Annotated in this window: 18 protein-coding genes; 8 read left to right on the top strand and 10 right to left on the bottom strand. The window is 67.5% G+C overall.

The genetic code is table 11. From position 1 onward, the window contains the following. Positions 1 to 79: 79 nt before the first annotated feature. On the bottom strand, positions 80 to 2,056 hold the full coding sequence (gene ftsH / locus HAV18_RS02720; RefSeq protein WP_166952401.1) for an ATP-dependent zinc metalloprotease FtsH: 1,977 nt from the start codon (positions 2,054 to 2,056) through the stop codon (positions 80 to 82). A gap of 480 nt (positions 2,057 to 2,536) precedes the next feature. Here ftsH and HAV18_RS02715 point away from each other — a divergent pair, with 480 nt between their 5' ends. Next, positions 2,537 to 4,210 (top strand): acid phosphatase, encoded by a 1,674-nt coding sequence (locus HAV18_RS02715; protein ID WP_166952398.1) that lies wholly within the window; start codon positions 2,537 to 2,539, stop codon positions 4,208 to 4,210. A 175-nt stretch (positions 4,211 to 4,385) separates the two neighbouring features. Here the strand turns inward: HAV18_RS02715 and HAV18_RS02710 are convergent, their stop codons facing one another. Beyond that, positions 4,386 to 5,882, bottom strand: coding sequence for an FAD-dependent oxidoreductase (locus HAV18_RS02710; protein WP_166952395.1), 1,497 nt, complete (start codon positions 5,880 to 5,882; stop codon positions 4,386 to 4,388). Between the two features lie 276 nt (positions 5,883 to 6,158). Further along, positions 6,159 to 6,368: a hypothetical protein gene (locus tag HAV18_RS02705; protein ID WP_166952392.1), complete on the bottom strand. Its 210-nt coding sequence runs from the start codon at positions 6,366 to 6,368 to the stop codon at positions 6,159 to 6,161. Between the two features lie 460 nt (positions 6,369 to 6,828). On the opposite strand from HAV18_RS02705, the gene HAV18_RS02700 reads away from it, so the two are divergent. The 5 genes from HAV18_RS02700 to HAV18_RS02680 are packed head-to-tail and all read left to right on the top strand — an operon-like array spanning position 6,829 to position 10,746. Next, positions 6,829 to 7,245, top strand: a complete 417-nt coding sequence (locus HAV18_RS02700) for a nuclear transport factor 2 family protein (RefSeq protein ID WP_166952389.1) — start codon at positions 6,829 to 6,831, stop codon at positions 7,243 to 7,245. A 3-nt stretch (positions 7,246 to 7,248) separates the two neighbouring features. Then, positions 7,249 to 8,106, top strand: a complete 858-nt coding sequence (locus HAV18_RS02695) for an SDR family NAD(P)-dependent oxidoreductase (RefSeq protein ID WP_166952386.1) — start codon at positions 7,249 to 7,251, stop codon at positions 8,104 to 8,106. 40 nt (positions 8,107 to 8,146) lie between these two features. After that, complete coding sequence (locus HAV18_RS02690) at positions 8,147 to 8,905, top strand: SDR family oxidoreductase (RefSeq protein WP_166952383.1); 759 nt, start codon at positions 8,147 to 8,149, stop codon at positions 8,903 to 8,905. Between the two features lie 40 nt (positions 8,906 to 8,945). Further along, positions 8,946 to 9,779 (top strand): SDR family NAD(P)-dependent oxidoreductase, encoded by an 834-nt coding sequence (locus HAV18_RS02685; protein WP_407062404.1) that lies wholly within the window; start codon positions 8,946 to 8,948, stop codon positions 9,777 to 9,779. A 58-nt stretch (positions 9,780 to 9,837) separates the two neighbouring features. After that, positions 9,838 to 10,746, top strand: coding sequence for an NAD(P)-dependent oxidoreductase (locus tag HAV18_RS02680; protein WP_166952377.1), 909 nt, complete (start codon positions 9,838 to 9,840; stop codon positions 10,744 to 10,746). Positions 10,747 to 10,843: 97 nt separating this feature from the next. Here HAV18_RS02680 and HAV18_RS02675 read toward each other — a convergent pair whose 3' ends face one another. The 5 genes from HAV18_RS02675 to HAV18_RS02655 all read right to left on the bottom strand — a co-directional run bounded on the left by HAV18_RS02675 (position 10,844) and on the right by HAV18_RS02655 (position 16,299). Continuing rightward, on the bottom strand, positions 10,844 to 12,709 hold the full coding sequence (locus tag HAV18_RS02675; RefSeq protein WP_166952374.1) for a phosphoenolpyruvate carboxykinase (GTP): 1,866 nt from the start codon (positions 12,707 to 12,709) through the stop codon (positions 10,844 to 10,846). Between the two features lie 527 nt (positions 12,710 to 13,236). Beyond that, positions 13,237 to 14,013: a glucose 1-dehydrogenase gene (locus tag HAV18_RS02670; RefSeq protein WP_166952371.1), complete on the bottom strand. Its 777-nt coding sequence runs from the start codon at positions 14,011 to 14,013 to the stop codon at positions 13,237 to 13,239. Positions 14,014 to 14,116: 103 nt separating this feature from the next. Continuing rightward, complete coding sequence (locus tag HAV18_RS02665; protein WP_166952368.1) at positions 14,117 to 14,872, bottom strand: SDR family NAD(P)-dependent oxidoreductase; 756 nt, start codon at positions 14,870 to 14,872, stop codon at positions 14,117 to 14,119. A 9-nt stretch (positions 14,873 to 14,881) separates the two neighbouring features. Further along, positions 14,882 to 15,748 (bottom strand): SDR family NAD(P)-dependent oxidoreductase, encoded by an 867-nt coding sequence (locus HAV18_RS02660; protein WP_166952365.1) that lies wholly within the window; start codon positions 15,746 to 15,748, stop codon positions 14,882 to 14,884. A 50-nt stretch (positions 15,749 to 15,798) separates the two neighbouring features. Further along, positions 15,799 to 16,299, bottom strand: a complete 501-nt coding sequence (locus HAV18_RS02655; protein WP_166952362.1) for a nuclear transport factor 2 family protein — start codon at positions 16,297 to 16,299, stop codon at positions 15,799 to 15,801. Between the two features lie 189 nt (positions 16,300 to 16,488). On the opposite strand from HAV18_RS02655, the gene HAV18_RS02650 reads away from it, so the two are divergent. Beyond that, complete coding sequence (locus HAV18_RS02650) at positions 16,489 to 17,001, top strand: nuclear transport factor 2 family protein (protein WP_166952359.1); 513 nt, start codon at positions 16,489 to 16,491, stop codon at positions 16,999 to 17,001. 50 nt (positions 17,002 to 17,051) lie between these two features. Further along, positions 17,052 to 17,768 (top strand): EthD domain-containing protein, encoded by a 717-nt coding sequence (locus HAV18_RS02645; RefSeq protein WP_166952356.1) that lies wholly within the window; start codon positions 17,052 to 17,054, stop codon positions 17,766 to 17,768. 199 nt (positions 17,769 to 17,967) lie between these two features. Here HAV18_RS02645 and HAV18_RS02640 read toward each other — a convergent pair whose 3' ends face one another. Together HAV18_RS02640 and HAV18_RS02635 are read right to left on the bottom strand one after the other, a co-directional pair. After that, positions 17,968 to 18,333: a hypothetical protein gene (locus HAV18_RS02640; RefSeq protein ID WP_166952353.1), complete on the bottom strand. Its 366-nt coding sequence runs from the start codon at positions 18,331 to 18,333 to the stop codon at positions 17,968 to 17,970. Positions 18,334 to 18,477: 144 nt separating this feature from the next. After that, positions 18,478 to 18,981 (bottom strand): GNAT family N-acetyltransferase, encoded by a 504-nt coding sequence (locus HAV18_RS02635; protein WP_166952350.1) that lies wholly within the window; start codon positions 18,979 to 18,981, stop codon positions 18,478 to 18,480. Between the last annotated feature and the right edge of the window lie 156 nt (positions 18,982 to 19,137).

Genomic DNA, 19,137 nt, shown 5'->3' with positions numbered 1-19,137 from the left:
ACTCCGCGGAGATCAACGGGGAAAGGAATGCCGGCACGCAGTCGCATCGACGCGCGCGGCTCGCAGGTTCGCGGCACCTTCAGCGCTCGGGTTCGCGTGGCGGCCCGTACGCGACGAAATCGCGCTCGACCGCAGACGCGTGCTCCGTTTCGATCGCGCCGCCGCGTGCACCGGCTTCGTCGTCCGGCGCCGCCGGCGCTGCGGACGACGTTTCGACGCGCCCGTCGATCAGCGCCTGCAGCGCGTCGCGTTCGAGCACCTCGCATTGCAGCAGCCGGCGCGCGATGCGTTCGAGCGCATCGCGGCGTTCGCCGAGCGTCATCGCGACCCGCGCATGCGCGTCGGTCAGCAGCGTGCGCACCTCGTCGTCGATCATCCGTGCGGTGTGCTCGCTGCAGCGCCCTTCACCCGCATGCCATGCGCCGGGGATGCCCTGGCGCGCATCGCCGTCGTCGAACGTCGCGAGCCCGATCTTCTCGCTCATCCCGTACTGCATGACCATGTGGCGCGCCATCGCGGTCGCGCGTTCGAGATCGTTCTGCGCGCCCGTCGACACGTCGCCGAACACGAGTTCTTCGGCAACCCGGCCGCCGAGCAGTGCATCGATCCGGTCGAGCAGCTCGCTCCTGCGCAACACGTAGCGATCCTCGGTCGGCACCTGCTGCGTATAGCCGAGCGCGGCCACGCCGCGCGGAATGATCGACACCTTCTTCACCGGATCGCAATGTGCGCGGCTTTCCGCGACGAGTGCATGGCCGGCTTCGTGATACGCGATGGTCAGCTTCTCCTGCGCGTTCATCACGCGGCTCTTGCGCTCGAGGCCCGTCAGCGCGCGATCGATCGCCTCGTCGAAATCGGCCATGCCGATCGCCGGCTTGCCGAGTTCGGCCGCATGCAGCGCGGCCTCGTTGACGACGTTCGCGAGATCCGCGCCGACGAAGCCCGGCGTGCGCGACGCGAGTTCGCCGAGATCGACGTCGGCCGCGAGCTTCACGCGCTTCACGTGCACGCCGAGGATCTGCCGGCGGCCGGTCACGTCGGGCCGGTCGATCGCGATGTGGCGATCGAAGCGGCCCGGCCGCAGCAGCGCGGGATCGAGAATCTCGGGACGGTTCGTCGCCGCCATGATGATCACGCCGGAGCCGGCCTGGAAGCCATCCATCTCGACGAGCAACTGGTTGAGCGTCTGCTCGCGTTCGTCGTTGCCCGACATCGGGCCGACGCCGCGCACCTTGCCGAGCGCATCGAGCTCGTCGACGAATACGATGCACGGCGCCTTCTGCTGCGCCTGCTCGAACAGGTCGCGCACGCGCGCCGCGCCGACGCCGACGAACATCTCGACGAACGCCGAACCGCTGATCGAGAAGAACGGCACGGCCGCCTCGCCGGCCACCGCGCGCGCGAGCAGCGTCTTGCCTGTGCCCGGCGCGCCGACGACGAGCACGCCCTTCGGGATCTTGCCGCCGAGCCGCTGGTAGCGGTCGGGGTTGCGCAGGAACGCGACGAGCTGCTGCAGCTCGGCCTTTGCCTCGTCGATGCCCGCGATATCGTCGAACGTGATGCCGGTTTCCTGCTGCACGTACACGCGCGCGCGGCTCTTGCCCATCCCGGTGAAATCCTGCAGCCCGCCGCGCCTGCGCAACATCATGTTCCAGATGAACACGAACAGCACGAGCGGCAGCAGCCACGATGCGAGCGATGCGATCCAGCTCGTGTCGGGCGCGCCGTGATAGCGGATGCCGGCGGCGGTCAGTGTGTCGGTCAGGTGTTCGTCGGTCACGCGGTTGGTCGTGAACCGCCACGGCGCACCGGCCTGCTGCACGGCCGCGGCTTCGGACGCCGGCAGCTTCGTGCCGGCCTGCGGCATCTTCAGCGTGCCCGTGATCGATGCGGGGCCGACTTCGAGATCATCGACAAGCCGGGCGGCGACGAGCTGGTGGAAATCGCTGTACGCGATCGACGCCGACGTCGGGCGCAACATCAGCAACTGCGCGGCGAACAGCACGAAGAAGCCCGCCGCGATCAGCAATCCCGGGTAGTCGAATTTCTTGTCCATGGCATCGGGCCGGACGTGCGCACGACGCTACGCTGCGCGGCACGGCGGACGTGCGCGGATACGCGCGCAATCGGCGCGCGGCATCGGCAGCCATGCGGAAACGGCATTCATGCGTGCCATCGTCGCCTCGCTTCATCGCCTCGTTTCGTCGCATCAATGGCGCCGCGACGACGCCGTCGGCCGGCGCCGCCGGGCAATCCTCGCCCGGGCGGCACGCTGACACGCGCCGCCCCTGAATCCAGTCTAGTTCGCGCGCGAGCGTCGCGCATCGCCCTCGGCGCGACTCGAATCGTCCGACAAACACCTTTCATCCGCCCCCGTTGCCGCGTTATAGTCGCGTTCGTGACATTTTTGTGACAGACGCATCGCGCCCGCCGATACGCAACACGGGCCGTTGCTTTCGCTCCTGCGGCACGGCAGCCTGTGCGGCACCGCAGCGCATCACGCCCCGTCCATCCGCCCATTCGAGGAACCCACGACGTGAACGACACCCCCGATCGCCCCGATCGCCCCGACGACCTTCCCGCCGACCCCGACCGCCGCCGCGTGCTCGGCGGCCTCGCCGCGCTCGGTGCGGGTGTCGCACTCAGCGGCTGTGAAACCACGGCGGGCAGCGCGCCGCGTTCCGCCGCCGACCTGCGCATCGACGAAGCGCTGCGCCAGCGCGTGCGCCACATCGTCGTGATCTATGCGGAAAACCGCAGCTTCGCGAACCTGTACGGCGATTTCCCCGGCGTGCAACATCCGCTGAGCGAGGTGCGGCCCGAGCACGCGCAGCAGCTCGATCGCGACGGCAAGACGCCGCTGCCCGTGCTGCCGAAGATCTGGGGCGGGCTCGTGCCGCAGGCGCAGGAAGTGGAGGGCAAGCGCTACGCGATCGCCGAGCGCGACATCGACAAGCTGCCGAACGCGCCGTTCCGGATCACGGACGCGCAGGGCAAGCCGCTGCCGAACGGCGTGATCACGCGCGACCTGTGGCACCGCTTCTACCAGAACCAGATGCAGATCGCGGGCGGCCGCAACGACCAGTTCGCCGCGTGGGCCGATTCGGGCGGCCTCGTGATGGGCCACTACCGCAATTCGGCCGACACGCTGCGGCTGTGGAATCTCGCGCGGCAATACACGCTGTGCGACAACTTCTTCATGGCGGCTTTCGGCGGGTCGTGGATGAACCACATGTTCCTGATCTCCGCGCAGCCGCCGATGTATCCGGACGCACACAAGCATCCGCACGCGGCCAAGCTGCTGTCGAAGGTCGAAGGCAACGATCCGGCCGGCACGCGCCTGAAGCTCGCCGACGATTCGCCCGCGTCCGCGCTCGACGGTCCGCCGAAGTTCGCAGGCGACGGCCCGCTGACGCCCGACGGCTACGGCGTGAACACGATGGCGCCGCCGTACCAGCCGAGCTACGTGCCGCCGCCCGACCCGGGCAACGCCGCGTATGCCGATCCGGACGACCATCGCGTGATGCCGCCGCAGGGCTATGCGACGATCGGCGACCGCCTGTCGGAGAAAAACGTCGACTGGGCGTGGTACAGCGGCGCGTGGCAGTACGCGCTCGAGCATCGTGACACGGGTACCGTGCCCGATTTCCAGTACCACCACCAGCCGTTCAACTACTTCGTGAACTATGCGCCGGGCACCGACGCGCGCAGCAAGCACCTGCGCGACGCAGGGCTCGGCGACGAGCCTTCGACGAACCACTTCATCGCGGACATCGACGCGGGCCGCCTGCCGGCCGTCACGTTCTACAAGCCGCAGGGCAACCTGAACATGCATGCGGGCTACGCGGACATCGAATCGGGCGACCGTCACATCGCGACCGTGATCGAACATATCCGGCGCGGGCCGCAATGGGACAACACCGTGATCGTGATGACGCACGACGAGAACGGCGGCTGGTGGGATCACGTCGCGCCGCCGGTTGGCGACCGCTGGGGCCCCGGTTCACGGATTCCGGCGCTCGTGATCTCGCCGTTCGCGAAGAAGGGTTTCGTCGATCACACGCTGTACGACACGAACTCGATCCTGCGCTTCATCAGCCGCGTGCACGGGCTCGCGCCGCTCGACGGCGTGGCCGCGCGCAACAAGGCGTTCGCCGCGCGCGGCGCGACGCCGCCGGGCGATCTCACGAACGCGCTCGACCTGGGCTGACGGCGGGCGGGCCTGGTTGGTCGGTTACCTGGGTGGCCGGCTCGGTCACTTGGCTGCTTGGCTGCTTGGCTGCTTGGCTGCTTGGCCGCTTGGCCGCTTGGCCGCTTGAAACGACGGCGCCCCGGGCAATGCGATTGCCCGGGGCGTCGTTCATTTCCATCCTGCCAACGCTACGCTACGCGGCACTGCGCAGTGCCTCACACCCCGCCCGCGCGGCGTGACGGCCGGCCTGCCGGCCGAAGAACGTCGCGTCGGCCAGCGACAGCCCCGAGCTGTACCCGGCGCCCCAGCGCGGCAGCCCGCAGCTCGTGCGGCCGGCCGCATAGAGCCCCGTCACCGGCGCACGCGCCGCGTCGACCACCTGCCCGGTCGGCAGCGTGTCGAGCCCGCCGAGCGTGAAGTGCGGATAGAACGCGTAGTCGATCCGGCAATCGAGCGCGACGAACGGCGGCTCGATCAGCGGCTGCAGCCATTTCTTCGCCTTGTGGAACAGCGGATCGGCGCCTTCGGCCGCATGGCGGTTGTAGACGTCGACGGTCGCCGTCAGCGTGCCGGCCGGCATCTGCAGGTCACGTTCGACTTCCTCCCACGTCTCGCCGGCCGCCGCGATGCCGATCCGCGCGATCGCGGGCGGCTCCCGGTACGTCGCCTGGTCGACGAGCAGGTAGATGCGGTCGTCGGCCTGGTGAAACGCGTGATGGCCCGTGCGGCCGTGATAGCCGTCCTCGTTGATGAAGCGCTGGCCGCGCGCGTTCACGAAGATCCCCCTGATCAGCGATTCCGGCGCGTAGAACGGCAGGCTGACGAAGCCCTGGTCCATGTGGATCGCCGCGCCGCCCGCGCTCTGGCCGAGCAGGATGCCCGAGCCGTCGTCGCCGGGGCTGCCGATCGGTTCATCCGAGCGCAGGAACTGCGGCGCATGCCGGCGCACCATGTCGCGATTCATCGCGAAGCCGCCCGCGCACAGGATCACCGCGCGACGCGCACGCACGAATGCCGTCTCGCCATACGCGCGCAGCACGACGCCGCACACCGCGCCGCCGTCGTCGACGATCAATGCGAGCGCGCGCGTGTCGTAGCGCGTCGCGACGCCGAGCGCCGCCACGCGTTCGGCCAGCACGCGCATCAGCATCTGCCCACCGCCCCAGCCCGGCCATTGCGGCGTGTGCCCGCGCGGGCACGGCTTCGCGGCCTCGCTGAACGGCCAGGCTTCCTCGCTGCCCGACCAGATCAGGCAATCGTCGGTCTCCGGTTCGACGATCCGCTCGTCAATGAACGTGTTCTTGTACGTGAGGCCCTGCGCGACGAGCCAGTCGTGATGCGCGAGGCTTTCGTTCGCGTAGAGCCGCACCTTCGCGTCGTCGGCGTCGCGGCCGCCGGCCAGCATCAGGTAGCGGTACAGATCCTCGGTGTCGTCGGTAAAGCCGGCCTGCCGCTGCGCGGGCGTGCCGCCGCTGCCGCCGAGGTAGATCTCGCCGCCCGACAGCGCGCTCGTGCCGCCGTAGCTCGATGCACGCTCGACGATCAGCGTGTCGGCGCCGGCGCTCGCGGCTTCGATCGCCGCACAGGCGCCGGCCGCGCCGAAGCCGACGATCACGACATCGTGTTCGGCATCCCAGCGATGCACGTCGCGGGTGTTCAGGGGGTGAGTCAGGGAATAGTCGGATGACATGAGGAATGGGTCAGCGTTTAGGAAATCTGCGCAAAGCGGCGGATGTGGCGAGGGCCGGGCAGGCGGCCCGACGCGACGTTGCCGCGACGCCCCGCTGCCGAGAAAGGCGTGCGACGGTGCGCGTGCAGGACGCACGCCATCTCATGCCCGGTTGAAGCCGCCCCGCGCAACGCGGGATCGGCGCGCGATGATTCCACCGTGCCCGTAGCGGAAGGCGTCCGTACGCCATCGCGCTGCCACGGCTTCCCGCCTGCGCGGCGCGCGGCCGCGCCGACGTCACATGCCGCGCAACGCGGCGAAACCGAAGTGCAACGGATCGATCGGCACGCAGCCGGTCGGCAGGCCGTTCGCGTCGACCGAGCGGCATTGCAGGATGCCGGCCGCATACGGCGGCGACGGCACCTGATCGGCACCGTATCGCGCCATCGCCATGGCAGCGAACGTGCCCATCGCCAATACGCACAGCTTGCGAGTCGTCAGTCTCATGATCGTCGTCCCCTCCGGTTGTCCGCTGGTGCGGTTCGTGTCCGGCGTGCATCGCATGCGGCACCGGATGACTGCACGGTAGCCAGCGCCCGGCCGCCGGCCATCGTCCATTTCGACTAGGGGCAAACGCTGAGCGGAGGGCAAGCGGCGTGCCGCATCGCAACATCGTGCGCCATGCCTTCGCACACGTGGAGGAGACACGGCACGTTGTGCGCCTGTCGCAGCCGGACGCGCCAATCGTCAGACGCTTGTCGCGCACCGGTCGCTGCGCCGCACCATCCGTGCGCCATCGTGTGACACGCCGCGGCCGGCCCCGGTGTTTTCCCCGACCCTCGCCCTGCTCCGTATGGATGATGAGTCGCCATCGGTCCGATGCGAACCTTCGCCTCGACGTCGCAATGCCGCCGTGTCCGCACTCGCGGCGCGGCTGACTCTTTCCGTTCTTCCACGGGAGTACTGCATGACCGATTCGAATCCCCGCCACGCGCTGTACGAACTTGCGTGCCGCTACGCGCAAGCCGTCGACCGGCGCGACTGGCCGCGCCTCACCGCCCTCTTCACGCCCGATGCGCAGCTCGCCGGCCCGGGCTTCCGCTTCGACGACCGCGACGCGATCGTCGCGGGCATGCGCGTGATCGAGCGCTACGAAGCGACCCAGCATCACGTGCACAACCAGCTCGTGACGCTCGACGGCGGCGAGGCCGACGTCGAGACCTACGGCGTCGCCTGCCACGTCTACGTGCGCGACGGCGTGAAGCGCAAGCTCGACTGGGGGCTGCGCTATCGCGACCGCTGCGTGTTCGACGGCGGCACGTGGCGCTTCGCCGCGCGCACGCTGCACGTCGACTGGGCGCAAGACCTGCCGCTGGAGGGCTGAACGATGCGCAAACCCCTTCCCCTCGACGGCCGCACCGCACTCGTCACGGGCGGCGCCGGCGGCATCGGCGCGGCCTGCGCGCATGCGCTCGTCGCCGATGGCGCGGCCGTCGTGCTGATGGGCCGCCGCCGCGACGCGCTCGAACGCACGCAACGGCAACTGACCGACGCGGTGCCCGGCAGCCGCGTCGCGATCCACGCGGGCGACGCCTGCGACGAAGCCGACCTGCAGGCCGCGCTCGACTGCGCGTGGGCGCTCGACAACCGCCTCGACATCGTCGTGCCGACGGTCGGCGGTGCGGGCTTCCGGCCGCTGCTGCTGCACGACGCCGATACCTTCCGCGCCGAAATCGAGCTGAACCTGCACAGCGCGTTCGCCGCGATCCGTCACGCCGCGCCGCGGCTCGCCGACAGCGGCGGCGGCGCGATCGTCTGCATCTCGTCGACGGCCGCGCAGATCAATTTCCGCTGGCTGTCCGCGTACTGCACCGCGAAGGCTGCGCTCGAAGCGCTCGTGCGCGGCGCGGCCGAGGAACTGGCCGGCGCGAAGATCCGCGTGAACGCGGTGCGCCCGGGCCTCACGCGCTCCGAAGCCACGGCGCCGATGTTCGACAACCGCGCGCTCGTCGACAGTTTTCTCGAACAAATTCCGCTCGGCACGCTCGGCGAACCGGAAGCGATCGCGCATGCGGTGCGCTATCTCGCGGGCCCCGAGTCGGGCTGGGTGACCGGCCAGAGCTTCGCGGTCGACGGCGGCCACGAACTGCGCACCAACCCGCGCGTCGACGACACGATCGCGCAGATCTACGGCGCCGCCGCGCTCGACGCGATCAAGGCCGGCCGCGCACCGGACGCCACATGAGTACCTGCCATCTTTCAACGTCAAAGGAATTCGACTGATCATGAATCGAGTCGCAAACAAGGTCGCGCTGGTCACCGGCGCGGCCAGCGGTGTCGGCCGCGCGGATGCGCTGCTGCTCGCCGCCGAAGGCGCGCGTGTCGTGCTGACCGACATCGACGAGGACGCCGGCCGCGCGCTCGCACACGAGATCGGCGACGCCGCACTGTTCGTCCGCCACGACATCGCCGATGAAGACGGCTGGCGGCATGCGATCGCATCGACGCTCGACCGCTTCGGCCGCCTCGACGTGCTCGTCAACAACGCGGCGATCTGCCCGGTCGGCTCGATCGAGGACACGAGCCTCGACACGTGGCGACGCGTGATGCGCACCAACGCGGACGGTTATTTCCTCGGCTGCAAGCATGCGATCGGCGCGATGAAGGGCAACGACACGCCGGGCTCGATCGTGATGATGTCGTCGGTCGCCGCGCTCGGCGGGCTGCCGATGATGTGCGCGTACACCGGATCGAAAGGCGCGGTGACGGCACTCGCGCGCAGCGTCGCCGTCCACTGCAAACGCAGCGGCTACCGGATCCGCTGCAACTCGATCCATCCGGACGGGATCTGGACGCCGATGACGCAGGCGCTGATGCCCGATCTCGACCCCGCCGCGCTCGGCATCGGCAGCGATCCGATGGCGCGCATGTGCGACCCGCAGGACGTCGCGAATCTCGTGCTGTTCCTCGCGTCCGACGAATCGCGTTTCGTGAACGGTGCGGAACTGCGGATCGACAACGCGCAACTGGTGTCGTCGCTGTGACGCGACGCACCACCTTCCCGTTCAAAGGAGTTCATCGATGATTTCATTCACCGGCAAGACCGTGCTGGTCACCGGCGGCGGCGCGGGCATCGGCCGTGCGTGTGCGGAAGCGTTCGGCGCGGCCGGCGCGCGCGTCGCGGTGGCCGAGATCGACCCGGCACGCGCGCAGGACGTGCGCCAGGCGCTCGAAGCGGCGGGTGTCGACGCGCTCGTCGGCACCGTGGACGTCACGCGCCGCGACCAGGTCGATGCGTTCGCGCGAACCGTCGACGCACGCTTCGGCGGCCTCGACGTGCTCGTCAACAACGTGGGCGACTTCCTGCAGATCGCGAAACCGTTCGAAGACTGCACCGACGACGACATCGCGCGACTGTTCGACGCGAACCTGCGCCAGGTATTCGTCGTCACGCGCGCGATGCTGCCGTTGCTGCGCAAGCGCGGCGCGGGCGGCAGCATCGTCGGTGTGTCGTCGATCGAAGGCTTTCGCGCCATTCCGAACTGCACCGTGTACGCGTCTTTCAAGGCCGCACTGACCGGATTCACGAAAAGCCTCGCGCTCGAACTCGGGCCGGCCGGCATTCGCGTGAACCAGATCGCGCCAGAAACCACCGAGACGCCCCAGGTGCCCGTCAGCGCGATGGTCGCGGCCGAGCACCACGACCATATCCCGCGCTGGATCCCGCTCGGGCGCTTCGGCGCGGCCGGCGATATCGCGGGCGCCGCGCTGTTCCTTGCGAGCCCGCTCGCCTCGTGGGTCACCGGCACGACGCTGCATGTCGACGGCGGCGCGCTCGCAGCGGCCGGCTGGTATCGCGACCCGAACGGCTTCTGGACCAACATGCCTGTCGTCACGGGCAACGGCTTCAATTTCTGAGCAGCACCGCTCGCCTGTTCATTTCACGCGGCGCGGTTGCGCCGCTACCGGAGACACCATGAAGATCCTGATCGTCGGCGGCACCGGCCTCATCGGCGGCCATGCCGCGCTGCACCTGCATGCGCAGGGCAACCACGTCACGCTCGCCGCACGCAAGCCGCCCGCCCCCGGCAGCGCGCTCGCGCAGTTCGACGTGCTGCTGCGCGACTACGTGGCCGGCAACTTCACGCGCGACGATCTCGCGCCGTTCGACGCGGTGGTGTTCGCCGCCGGCAACGACATCCGTCACCTGCCACCCGGCACCGACGAAGCTGCGCACTGGGAACGCGCGAACGTCGACGCGGTGCCGCGCTTCTTCGCGCTCGCGCGCGACGCGGGCGTGAAGCGCGCGGTACTGGTCGGCAGTTTCTATCCGCAGGTCGCGCCGGCGCTCGTCGATACGGTGCCGTACGTGCGCTCGCGCCATCTTGCCGACGAACGCGTCCGCGCGCTCGCGACGCAGTCGTTCGCCGTCTGCAGCGTCAATGCGCCGTTCGTCGTCGGGTCGGTGCCGGGGCTGCGCAACGAGATGTTCGCTGCGTACACGGGCTATGCGCAAGGCCAGTTCGCAGGGCTGCCCGTGTTCGGGCCGGCCGGCGGCAGCAACTTCATCTCGACGCAATCGCTGTCGGAAGCGATCTGGGGCGCGCTGCAACGCGGCGAAGCGGGCAAGGCCTACCTCGTCGGCGACGAGAACCTCAGCTTCGCCGACTACTTCGCGGCGTTCTTCCGCGCGGCCGGCAATCCGCGGGACGTGCCGTCGCTCGACCAGGAGCATCCGCTGTTGCCCGACATGGCGATCTACACGGGGCGCGGCAACGTCGTGTCGTACGAGCCAGATCCGGCCGATAGCGCGCTGCTCCGCTACCGGCGCGGCGACGTGCAGCGTGCGGTCGACGAAGTCGTTGCGCATTGCAGCGCGCAGTAGGCGAACGGCGCGTGGGTGGCGCGGATGCAAAAACGTCCCGCCGCCGGCGATCGATGCCGGCGGCGGGACGTCGGGGCGACTACGTCGCTGCGGAGCGTCAGGCGCCGATGCGCTGCTCGATCTTCTTCATCGTGTCGGTCATCTCGGCCGGCAGGCGCAGTTTCAGCATGTCGAACAGCGCCGCATGCAGCTTCAGCTCCTCACGCCATTCGTCGGCGTTCATCGACGTTACCGCATCGAACTGCTCGCGCGTGAAATCGAGGCCGTCCCAGTGCAGGTCCTCATACGCCGGCGACACACCGAACGCATGCTCGCCGCCACCACCCGTGCCTTCGAGGCGATCGAGCATCCACTTCAGCACGCGCATGTTCTCGCCGAAGCCCGGCCACACGAACTTGCCGTTCGCATCCTTGCGGAACCAGTTCACGCAGAAGATCTTCGGAAGCTTTGCGCCTGCGCCTTCGAGCTGCTTGCCGAGCTTCAGCCAGTGCGCGAAATAATCGCTGACGTTGTAGCCGCAGAACGGCAGCATCGCGAACGGATCGCGGCGCACGATGCCCTGCTGGCCGACCGCCGCGGCGGTCGTCTCCGAGCCCATCGTCGCGGCCATGTACACGCCTTCGACCCAGTCGCGCGCCTCGGTCACGAGCGGCACGGTCGTCGAACGGCGGCCGCCGAAAATGAACGCATCGATCGGCACGCCGGCCGGGTTCTCCCAATCACCATCGATCGACGGACACTGCGCGGCCGGCGCCGTGAAGCGCGAATTCGGATGCGCTGCCTTGCGGCCCGTCTCCTTCCCGATCTCCGGCGTCCACGGGTTGCCCTGCCAGTCGGTCAGCTTCGCGGGCGGCGTGTCGGTCAGCCCTTCCCACCACACGTCGCCGTCTTCCGTCAGCGCGACGTTCGTGAAGATCACGTTTTCGGTGAGCGTCGAAATGGCGTTCGGGTTGGTCTTCACGCCCGTGCCCGGTGCAACGCCGAAGAAGCCGGCTTCCGGGTTGATCGCATACAGTCGGCCGTCGCGGCCCGGCTTCAGCCACGCGATGTCGTCGCCGATCGTCGTGACCTTCCAGCCGTTGAAGCCCTGCGGCGGAATCAGCATCGCGAAGTTCGTCTTGCCGCACGCGGACGGGAATGCGGCAGCGACGTGATACTTCTTGCCGGCCGGCGACGTCACACCGAGGATCAGCATGTGCTCGGCGAGCCAGCCCTGGTCGCGCCCCATCGTCGACGCGATACGCAGCGCGAAACACTTCTTGCCGAGCAGCGCGTTGCCGCCGTAGCCCGAACCGAAGCTCCAGATCTCGCGCGTCTCGGGAAAGTGCACGATGTACTTGACCGGGTTGCACGGCCACGGCACGTCCTGCTGGCCGGCTTCGAGCGGATGGCCGACGCTGTGCACGCACGGCACGAATTCGCCGTCCTCGCCAAGCACGTCGTACACCTCGCGGCCCATGCGCGTCATGATCCGCATGTTCACGGCAACGTACGGGCTGTCTGACAGTTCGACGCCGACGTGCGCAATCGGCGAGCCGAGCGGGCCCATCGAAAACGGCACGACGTACAGCGTGCGGCCGCGCATCGAGCCGCGGAACAGGCCGTTGAGCGTCTCGCGCATTTCGGCGGGCGCGATCCAGTTGTTGGTCGGGCCGACGTCGTCGCGCGATGCCGCGCAGATGAACGTGCGATCCTCGACGCGCGCGACGTCGGACGGATCGGATTGCGCGAGATACGAGTTCGGGCGCTTCTCCGGGTTCAGGCGCTTGAGCGTGCCCTGGTCGACCATCGCCTGGCACAGCGCGTCGTTTTCTTCCTGCGAACCGTCACACCACACGACGCGCTCGGGCTCCGTGAGCGCCGCGATGCGCGACACCCAGTCGATCAGCTTGCGATGTTTGACGAAGGCCGGCGGAGCGATCAGCGGGCCGCGTGTGGCTTCGGCCAGATTGTTTTGCGACATGAAAATGTCTCCAGATTATTGGGCGGGGATGGGGAATGCGGGGTGAACCCGCCAGATGGGGAATGCGATCGGAGCGCAGGACGCAGCAACGCGCAGCGCGGTACACGCGAGCTGTGCGCGTGTCGATGCCGCGATGCGGGCGAGAGGATGTGATGTCTCGTTAGAAGATGCGAACGCGAGTTTCGCCATGCATGCAACCTGCCTTACAACTTCCATGCCGGCCAGCATACCATCGCCGATATTGCTCGGGCGTTGCGTTGCAACAAGAAACAACTGTGACGACGTGCAGGCACATGCGTTGCCGGCAAGTCATGTCGACGGCGTCGACGCGCCCGCTTTCGGGGGCGAAACGGCCGGAACGGCCGTCCGGCAATGGTTTCGGGGAAGCGGTCAATTCGGCTCGCCGGACGCACGCATGACGATCGCGCATGCGCATCCGGCGAATTCGTGTTTTCGCTACTCAGGCAAACCCTGAATTAGGTTGCGTACACAAACATCCGACGAGAACGTGCGACAAGCCCACCCGCTCAAAACGGCGCGCCCGGCAATCCGGGGTAATACGCGCCTGCCGCCATCCCGCCGTCGACGGCCAGCTCGGCGCCGTTGCAGTACGACGCTTCGTCGCTCGCGAGGAACAGCGTCGCACGCGCGATTTCGTCGGGCAGGCCCACGCGTTGCAGCGGCACGTTCGCGTAATGCTTGTTGATCTCCTCGAGCGGCGCACCGGTCGGGTTCGACATCGCGGTGTTCACGCCGCCCGGATGGATCGAATTCACACGCACGCCCTGATGGCCGAGCTCGAGCGCGGCGACCTTCGTCAGCCCGCGCACGCCCCACTTGCTCGACACGTACGCCGCCAGTGCGTTCACGCCGCGCAGCCCGTCCACCGACGAGATGTTGACAATCGACCCGCTCTTCTGCGCGATCATGTGCGGCGCGATCGTCCGGATCCCGACGAACGTGCCGACGAGGTTGATCGACACCGCGCGCTCGAAATCGCGTTTCGACAGCTCGGTGATGCCGCCGAACGTCAGCACGGCCGCATTGTTGACCAGCACGTCGATACGGCCGAACTGCTCGATCGCCGCTTCGGTCACGCGTACCCAGTTCGCTTCGTCGGCGACGTCGAGCCGCATGAAGCGTGCCGCGTCGCCGAGCTCGCGCGCGAGCGCTTCGCCTTCCGCGTCGAGCACGTCGCCGATCACGACGCGAGCCCCTTCTGCGACGAACAGCCTGCACGTCGCCGCGCCCATGCCACGCGCACCGCCCGTGACGATCGCTACCTTTCCTTCCAGTCGACCCATGTCGTCCTCTCTTCGATTCCGGTTTGCCGGTCAAAGCGCGCATGCGTGCGTGCGCTTGCCGGATCATGATCTGCGCGCGGCCAGCGCCGCGCGCCTCCCGCCATCACCCCCAGTAAGCCTGGCCACCGTCGAGCGGCAGCGTCGCGCCCGTCAGGTACGCCGCGTCGCGGCTCGCCAGAAACACGATCGCGCGCCCGATGTCCTGCTCACAGTCGCCTACGCGGCCGAGCGGAATCGTGCGGAAAAACGCGGCGGCTTCCTGCGGATTCGCGTCGACCCAGCCTTTCAGGCCCGGCGACAACGCGTGCGGTGCGACCGCGTTCACGCGGATACCGTCCACGCCCCATTCACAGGCAGCCGCGCGCGTGAGCGCACGAATCGCCTCCTTGGTCGCCGCGTACGCGCCGTAGCCGGACGCGTCCCAGCGCACCGCGGCCGACGAAGCGAAATTGACGACCACGCCGTCGCCCTTCAGATGCGGATGGCACGCGCGCATCATCCGCAGCGTCGCGATCGGCCCCGATTCGAGCCCCGCCAGGAAATCCGCATCGGTCACGTCGAGCAGGCGGCCGAGCGGCACGACCTGTGCGTTGTTGATCAGGATCTGCAAGCCGCCGAACCGCGCAACGACGCTGTCGACGCACTGCTCGATCTGCGCGGCGTCCATCACGTCGCACACGAACGGCTCGGCCGCGCCGCCGCGCGCGCGGATCGCCTCGCAGGTCGCGAGCAGCTTGTCGCGGGTACGACCGACCACCGCGACGTGCGCGCCCTCCGCCGCGAGCGCATGCGCGACGCCCTGGCCGACGCCCTGTCCCGCGCCCGTCACGAGCGCGACCTTGCCCTTCAGGATGCCCATGCGCCCCCCTTAAGCGACGATCGCCGGATGCGCCTGCACGGGCCCGCCGAGCAGTTCGCGGTACGACGGCGGCTGCTTGCCGTCGAGATCGGCGATGCCGTACTGCAATGCGGCTTCCGCACCGACGAGCACCTGCCCCGACAGCGCCATGCGCTGCGGATCGCCATGGATCGCGTGAATCACGCGGCCCGTGAATTCTGGGCTTTCCGCGACGAGCGAGAACTCCTTGTACAGATCGGGGTGTTCGTCCCACACGCGCGTCGTGCGCTCGGTGCGCAGCGGGCCCATCCAGATCGACACGGCGGCGACATCGAACGGCTTCAGGTCGACAGCCATGTCCTTCGCGAACTTGTCGACACCGGATTTCTGCGCGCCGTAGGCCGCGCCGTGCATGTAACAGCTCGCGCCGAACGACGACGTGAACGCGATCAGCCCGCTGCGACGCTTCGCCATCAGCGCCGCCGCGTGCCAGCTCGCGACATACGACGAGCGCAGCCCGACATCGAGGATGTTGACGAGGTCGAGCGACTTCTCCCAGAACGGGCCGGGCAGGATCAGTTGGTCGTGCAGGTAGGTCGCGTTGTTGACGAGAATGTCGAGCCGGCCGCTTTCGCGTTCGACGCGCTCGAACAGCGCCTTCACCTGCGCATCGTCCGCGTGGTCGCACGCCACCGCGATCCCGCGGCCGCCGAGCGCATCGATCTCGCGTGCGGTCTCGTGGATCGTGCCGGGCAGCGGCGCATCGCCTTCGTTCTGCGAGCGGCCCGTCACGTAGACGGTCATGCCGGCCGCGCCGAGCGCGCGCGCGATGCCCTTGCCCGCGCCGCGCGATGCGCCTGTCACGACGGCGACCGGCGCCTCGTGGTTCTGTGTCATGTTCGATGTCTCCTGTGGAATGTGCGCCACGTGCGTGGCGCTGGCGTGCGTCAGGCGGCCGGCGGCTGCGCACCGGCGAACAGCACGCCCGGCGCATCGCCTTCGTAACGGGCCGACAGCGTCGACGTGACGACGCAGCGCGTGCCCGCGATCTTCCATTCGCCGTCGACCTTCCGGTATTCGTCGTCGTAGTACGCGCCGAGCTGCGTGAGCGTTCGCGCGTTCGTGTCGATCATCTGGTAGTGCAGGCCCCACGTGCCGCGCGCATGCGTGTCGTCGAGCACGTCGATCTCGGGATTCACGCCGTGGTGCATCTCGACGATGTGCGGATGGCAGCCGAGTTGCGCGAATACGTCGACGAGCGCGTCGCGCGTGTCGAACGTGCCGATCCGGCCGTAGTCGATGTGCACGTGGCCGGGCGCGAAGCAGTCGCGCATCCCTTGCGGATCCTTGCGGTCGCAGCACGTGAAGTAGCGCGCCTTCAGGCGCCGGATCGCGTCGGCGTCCTCGAGCCGGCGCACACGCGCTTCCAGCGATTCGATGAGGGTCATCCTGTCTCCTTGTTCGGTGCCGCGCGGTTCGAAGGCCGCGTCGATGCCACGTTACCGCTGCGCGATGCGTCGGCCATCACCCGTTCGGATTAAACCGGCGGTTCATGCATGAGGGTTTCGTCCGAACAGACGATGTGATGCAGGCGGCTTCGTTCCTACCATCGAACGACACCACCACGAGACCCGGCGATGGACGACACGACCCGCACGCTCCATGAGTACGAGCAGATCCGACAGTTGAAGTACCGGTATTTCCGCGCGGTCGACACGCACGACTGGGCACTGCTCGCGGATTGCCTGACCGAAGACTGCGAGGCGCGGTTGTATGGCGGCCGCTATGCGTACGACGGCCGCGACGCGTTCGTGTCGAGCCTGCGCGAGCTGATCGGCAAGCCCACCTTCCTGACGATGCATCACGGCCATCACCCGGAACTCACGCTGGTGTCCGCCGATCACGCGTGCGGCGTGTGGTTTCTCGAAGACCATGCGATCAATCTCGAGGACAACTACCTGCTGCACGGCACTGCGTTCTACGACGATCAGTACGTGAAGCGCGACGGCGTGTGGCGCATTCACGCGACGCGCCACGAGCGGCTGTTCGAAACCGTCACGTCGCCGATCCCGCCGTCGTTCACGCTGACCGCGAACCGGTTCGCGCCGGACGCACACCAGGCAGCCGGATCGCCTGAAGCCGCTTCCTGAACCCCGGCGGCACCGCCGCCGATCCCGTCATTCCCCCTGGAGCCGGAGCAATGGAGAAAGTCATTTACGTATTGTGGCGCGACGCAAAAGCCGCGCCCGATCAGTGGAGCCGCACGGTGCGCGCGCAACTCGCCGACAAGCTACTGTCGCTCGGTGCGCACGGCGTGCAGGTGAACGTTGCCGATGCGGATGTCGCGCCGGCCGCCGGCCTGAAGCAGACCAACACGCACCCAGGCATCGACGGGATCGTCGCGGTGTGGGTCGATAGCGCAAACGCGATGTTCCGCCAGCCGTTCGACGACGCGGTGCGCTCAGTCGTCCCGCACATGGCTGCGTATCTCGTCACCGAGTCGCAGCCGATCCCGAATACGCGCTTTCCGGCGCAGCCGGGCGAGCGCACTACGGGCTTCTCGCAGCTCGCGTTCCTGAAGCGGCCGCCGCGCCTCACGCACGAGGCATGGCTCGACGTATGGCACGGGCATCACACGCGCGTCGCGATCGATACGCAGGATAACTTCCTTTATGTGCAGAACGTCGTCGTGCGCGCGCTCACGCATGCGGCGCCCGGTTATGACGCGATCGTCGAGGAATGCTTTCCCGCCGCGGCGATGACCGATCCGCATGCGTTTTTCGATGCGGTAGGCGATGATGAAAAATTCCAGCGCAACGTGGCCGAGATGATGGACAGCTGTGGACGCTTCATCGACTTCGACAAGATCGATGTGGTACCGACGAGTCAGTATGTGGTGAAGGCGGTGCGGGGGTAGGTTCAGGGGATCGCGTGGTGCGATCGCTTTTATCCGGAATGGCTGCTGAGCCGGTGGAGCGCAGATGCGCTTCGCCGGCTTGTTTGTCGCCGCTTCGCGGATTTCCGTGGAGAGCATTGCTCAACCTGGCGCGGTCCTTGCGGGGCGCAAGGATAGGTCGTTCGGTATGGCTGCGCAGGCGTTCCCTGCCCCCGTCGACTCACTCGAACTTGCCGAAATCCACGTCTTCCTTGACGAACTTCCCCGTCGACAGGAGTGCGCTTTCGATGTCCGCGACGATGGACGAATTGTCGATCGACGCCGTCACGAACAATCCCCAGATATCGTCGTCAATTTCATAGTGCCCCCGAGCATAAGTCCAATAGCTGAAGCAGCGATCCTGGGACAAGGCGATCACGGGTTCATCAAGGCCATCCGGGTGCGGAACCCGGACAGCGTGGAGCGCATCCTGCAGGATCGCGGCGATGCTCGGGAAATCGACCGCGCGATGGTCATCAAGTATCTCGACCAGCCGATCACTACCCTGAAATACCGGTCGAACACTGAATCGAATCAGGTTTGCCATGGCTCGTTTTCTGTTGTCGTGGTCCGGAATCGAATGACTGCCTGCCGCCGGTTGCGAAAACGGACACGCCGAGGGAGCAATGGTCGCGTCAATGTCAGCACACTTGCTGACGCTCAACGGCCGTTCACAACGACGCGTGATGTGTCAGCCCCGCGCGACCATTATCTTGTTCTCGTGCTGGATCCCGCCAAGCTCAAAGTACGTTATTCCTTCCTGCGTCATTCCACGGGAATGGTAGAAAGAGATCGCCTTCGCATTTTGCGAGTTGACGCTGAGCCAGAATGAACGGTTTCCGGTTCTTTCCTCTGCAATGCCGCTCGCATGAGTCAGCAGTGCCGATCCGATTCCACGACCGGAAAAAGACGCCTGGACGTAGAGGGTTTCAATCTCGACGGGAACGTCTGCAAGCTGCGCCCCCAGGCGGATGACGATATATCCGGCAAGATTTCCGTCTGCCTCGGCAACCAGCAGAACGGTGTCAGGATCGTTCACCAGAGTCAGGATGCGTTCAGTCGTAAAGGTCGTCAGCACATACTGCGCAATGACCTCGGACACGCCCGCCGCTGCATAGGTATGCACCCACACGTGCGCGCCGAGCACGGCGATACGCGTGGCGTCTTCCTGCCTCGCGGTTCGGATCGACAACATTGCGTTCATCTCGTTCCTTGTGCGGAAAATTACCGAGCGCTGGGCCGACGCCGATTTTCCGATTGGCCGTTCCTTATGGCAAAAGTCTTCATGTTCGATTCTCAACCTTTAACGGCGGTATCGGCTATACCGCACCGGCCGGACAGGCGGATCCTT

This window comes from Burkholderia sp. D-99 (assembly GCF_011605345.1).
Classification (GTDB): domain Bacteria; phylum Pseudomonadota; class Gammaproteobacteria; order Burkholderiales; family Burkholderiaceae; genus Burkholderia.
Note: the sequence above shows the minus strand (reverse complement) of the source record. Positions and strands in the feature narration are given on the sequence as shown.

What these genes read in the sequence shown, in the direction of transcription:
- ftsH (WP_166952401.1), bottom strand. Translation starts at nt 2,056, where the DNA reads ATGGACAAGAAATTCGACTACCCGGGATTGCTGATCGCGGCGGGCTTC.
- HAV18_RS02710 (WP_166952395.1), bottom strand. Translation starts at nt 5,882, where the DNA reads ATGTCATCCGACTATTCCCTGACTCACCCCCTGAACACCCGCGACGTG.
- HAV18_RS02705 (WP_166952392.1), bottom strand. Translation starts at nt 6,368, where the DNA reads ATGAGACTGACGACTCGCAAGCTGTGCGTATTGGCGATGGGCACGTTC.
- HAV18_RS02700 (WP_166952389.1), top strand. Translation starts at nt 6,829, where the DNA reads ATGACCGATTCGAATCCCCGCCACGCGCTGTACGAACTTGCGTGCCGC.
- HAV18_RS02695 (WP_166952386.1), top strand. Translation starts at nt 7,249, where the DNA reads ATGCGCAAACCCCTTCCCCTCGACGGCCGCACCGCACTCGTCACGGGC.
- HAV18_RS02690 (WP_166952383.1), top strand. Translation starts at nt 8,147, where the DNA reads ATGAATCGAGTCGCAAACAAGGTCGCGCTGGTCACCGGCGCGGCCAGC.
- HAV18_RS02680 (WP_166952377.1), top strand. Translation starts at nt 9,838, where the DNA reads ATGAAGATCCTGATCGTCGGCGGCACCGGCCTCATCGGCGGCCATGCC.
- HAV18_RS02675 (WP_166952374.1), bottom strand. Translation starts at nt 12,709, where the DNA reads ATGTCGCAAAACAATCTGGCCGAAGCCACACGCGGCCCGCTGATCGCT.
- HAV18_RS02670 (WP_166952371.1), bottom strand. Translation starts at nt 14,013, where the DNA reads ATGGGTCGACTGGAAGGAAAGGTAGCGATCGTCACGGGCGGTGCGCGT.
- HAV18_RS02665 (WP_166952368.1), bottom strand. Translation starts at nt 14,872, where the DNA reads ATGGGCATCCTGAAGGGCAAGGTCGCGCTCGTGACGGGCGCGGGACAG.
- HAV18_RS02660 (WP_166952365.1), bottom strand. Translation starts at nt 15,748, where the DNA reads ATGACACAGAACCACGAGGCGCCGGTCGCCGTCGTGACAGGCGCATCG.
- HAV18_RS02655 (WP_166952362.1), bottom strand. Translation starts at nt 16,299, where the DNA reads ATGACCCTCATCGAATCGCTGGAAGCGCGTGTGCGCCGGCTCGAGGAC.
- HAV18_RS02650 (WP_166952359.1), top strand. Translation starts at nt 16,489, where the DNA reads ATGGACGACACGACCCGCACGCTCCATGAGTACGAGCAGATCCGACAG.
- HAV18_RS02645 (WP_166952356.1), top strand. Translation starts at nt 17,052, where the DNA reads ATGGAGAAAGTCATTTACGTATTGTGGCGCGACGCAAAAGCCGCGCCC.
- HAV18_RS02640 (WP_166952353.1), bottom strand. Translation starts at nt 18,333, where the DNA reads ATGGCAAACCTGATTCGATTCAGTGTTCGACCGGTATTTCAGGGTAGT.
- HAV18_RS02635 (WP_166952350.1), bottom strand. Translation starts at nt 18,981, where the DNA reads ATGTTGTCGATCCGAACCGCGAGGCAGGAAGACGCCACGCGTATCGCC.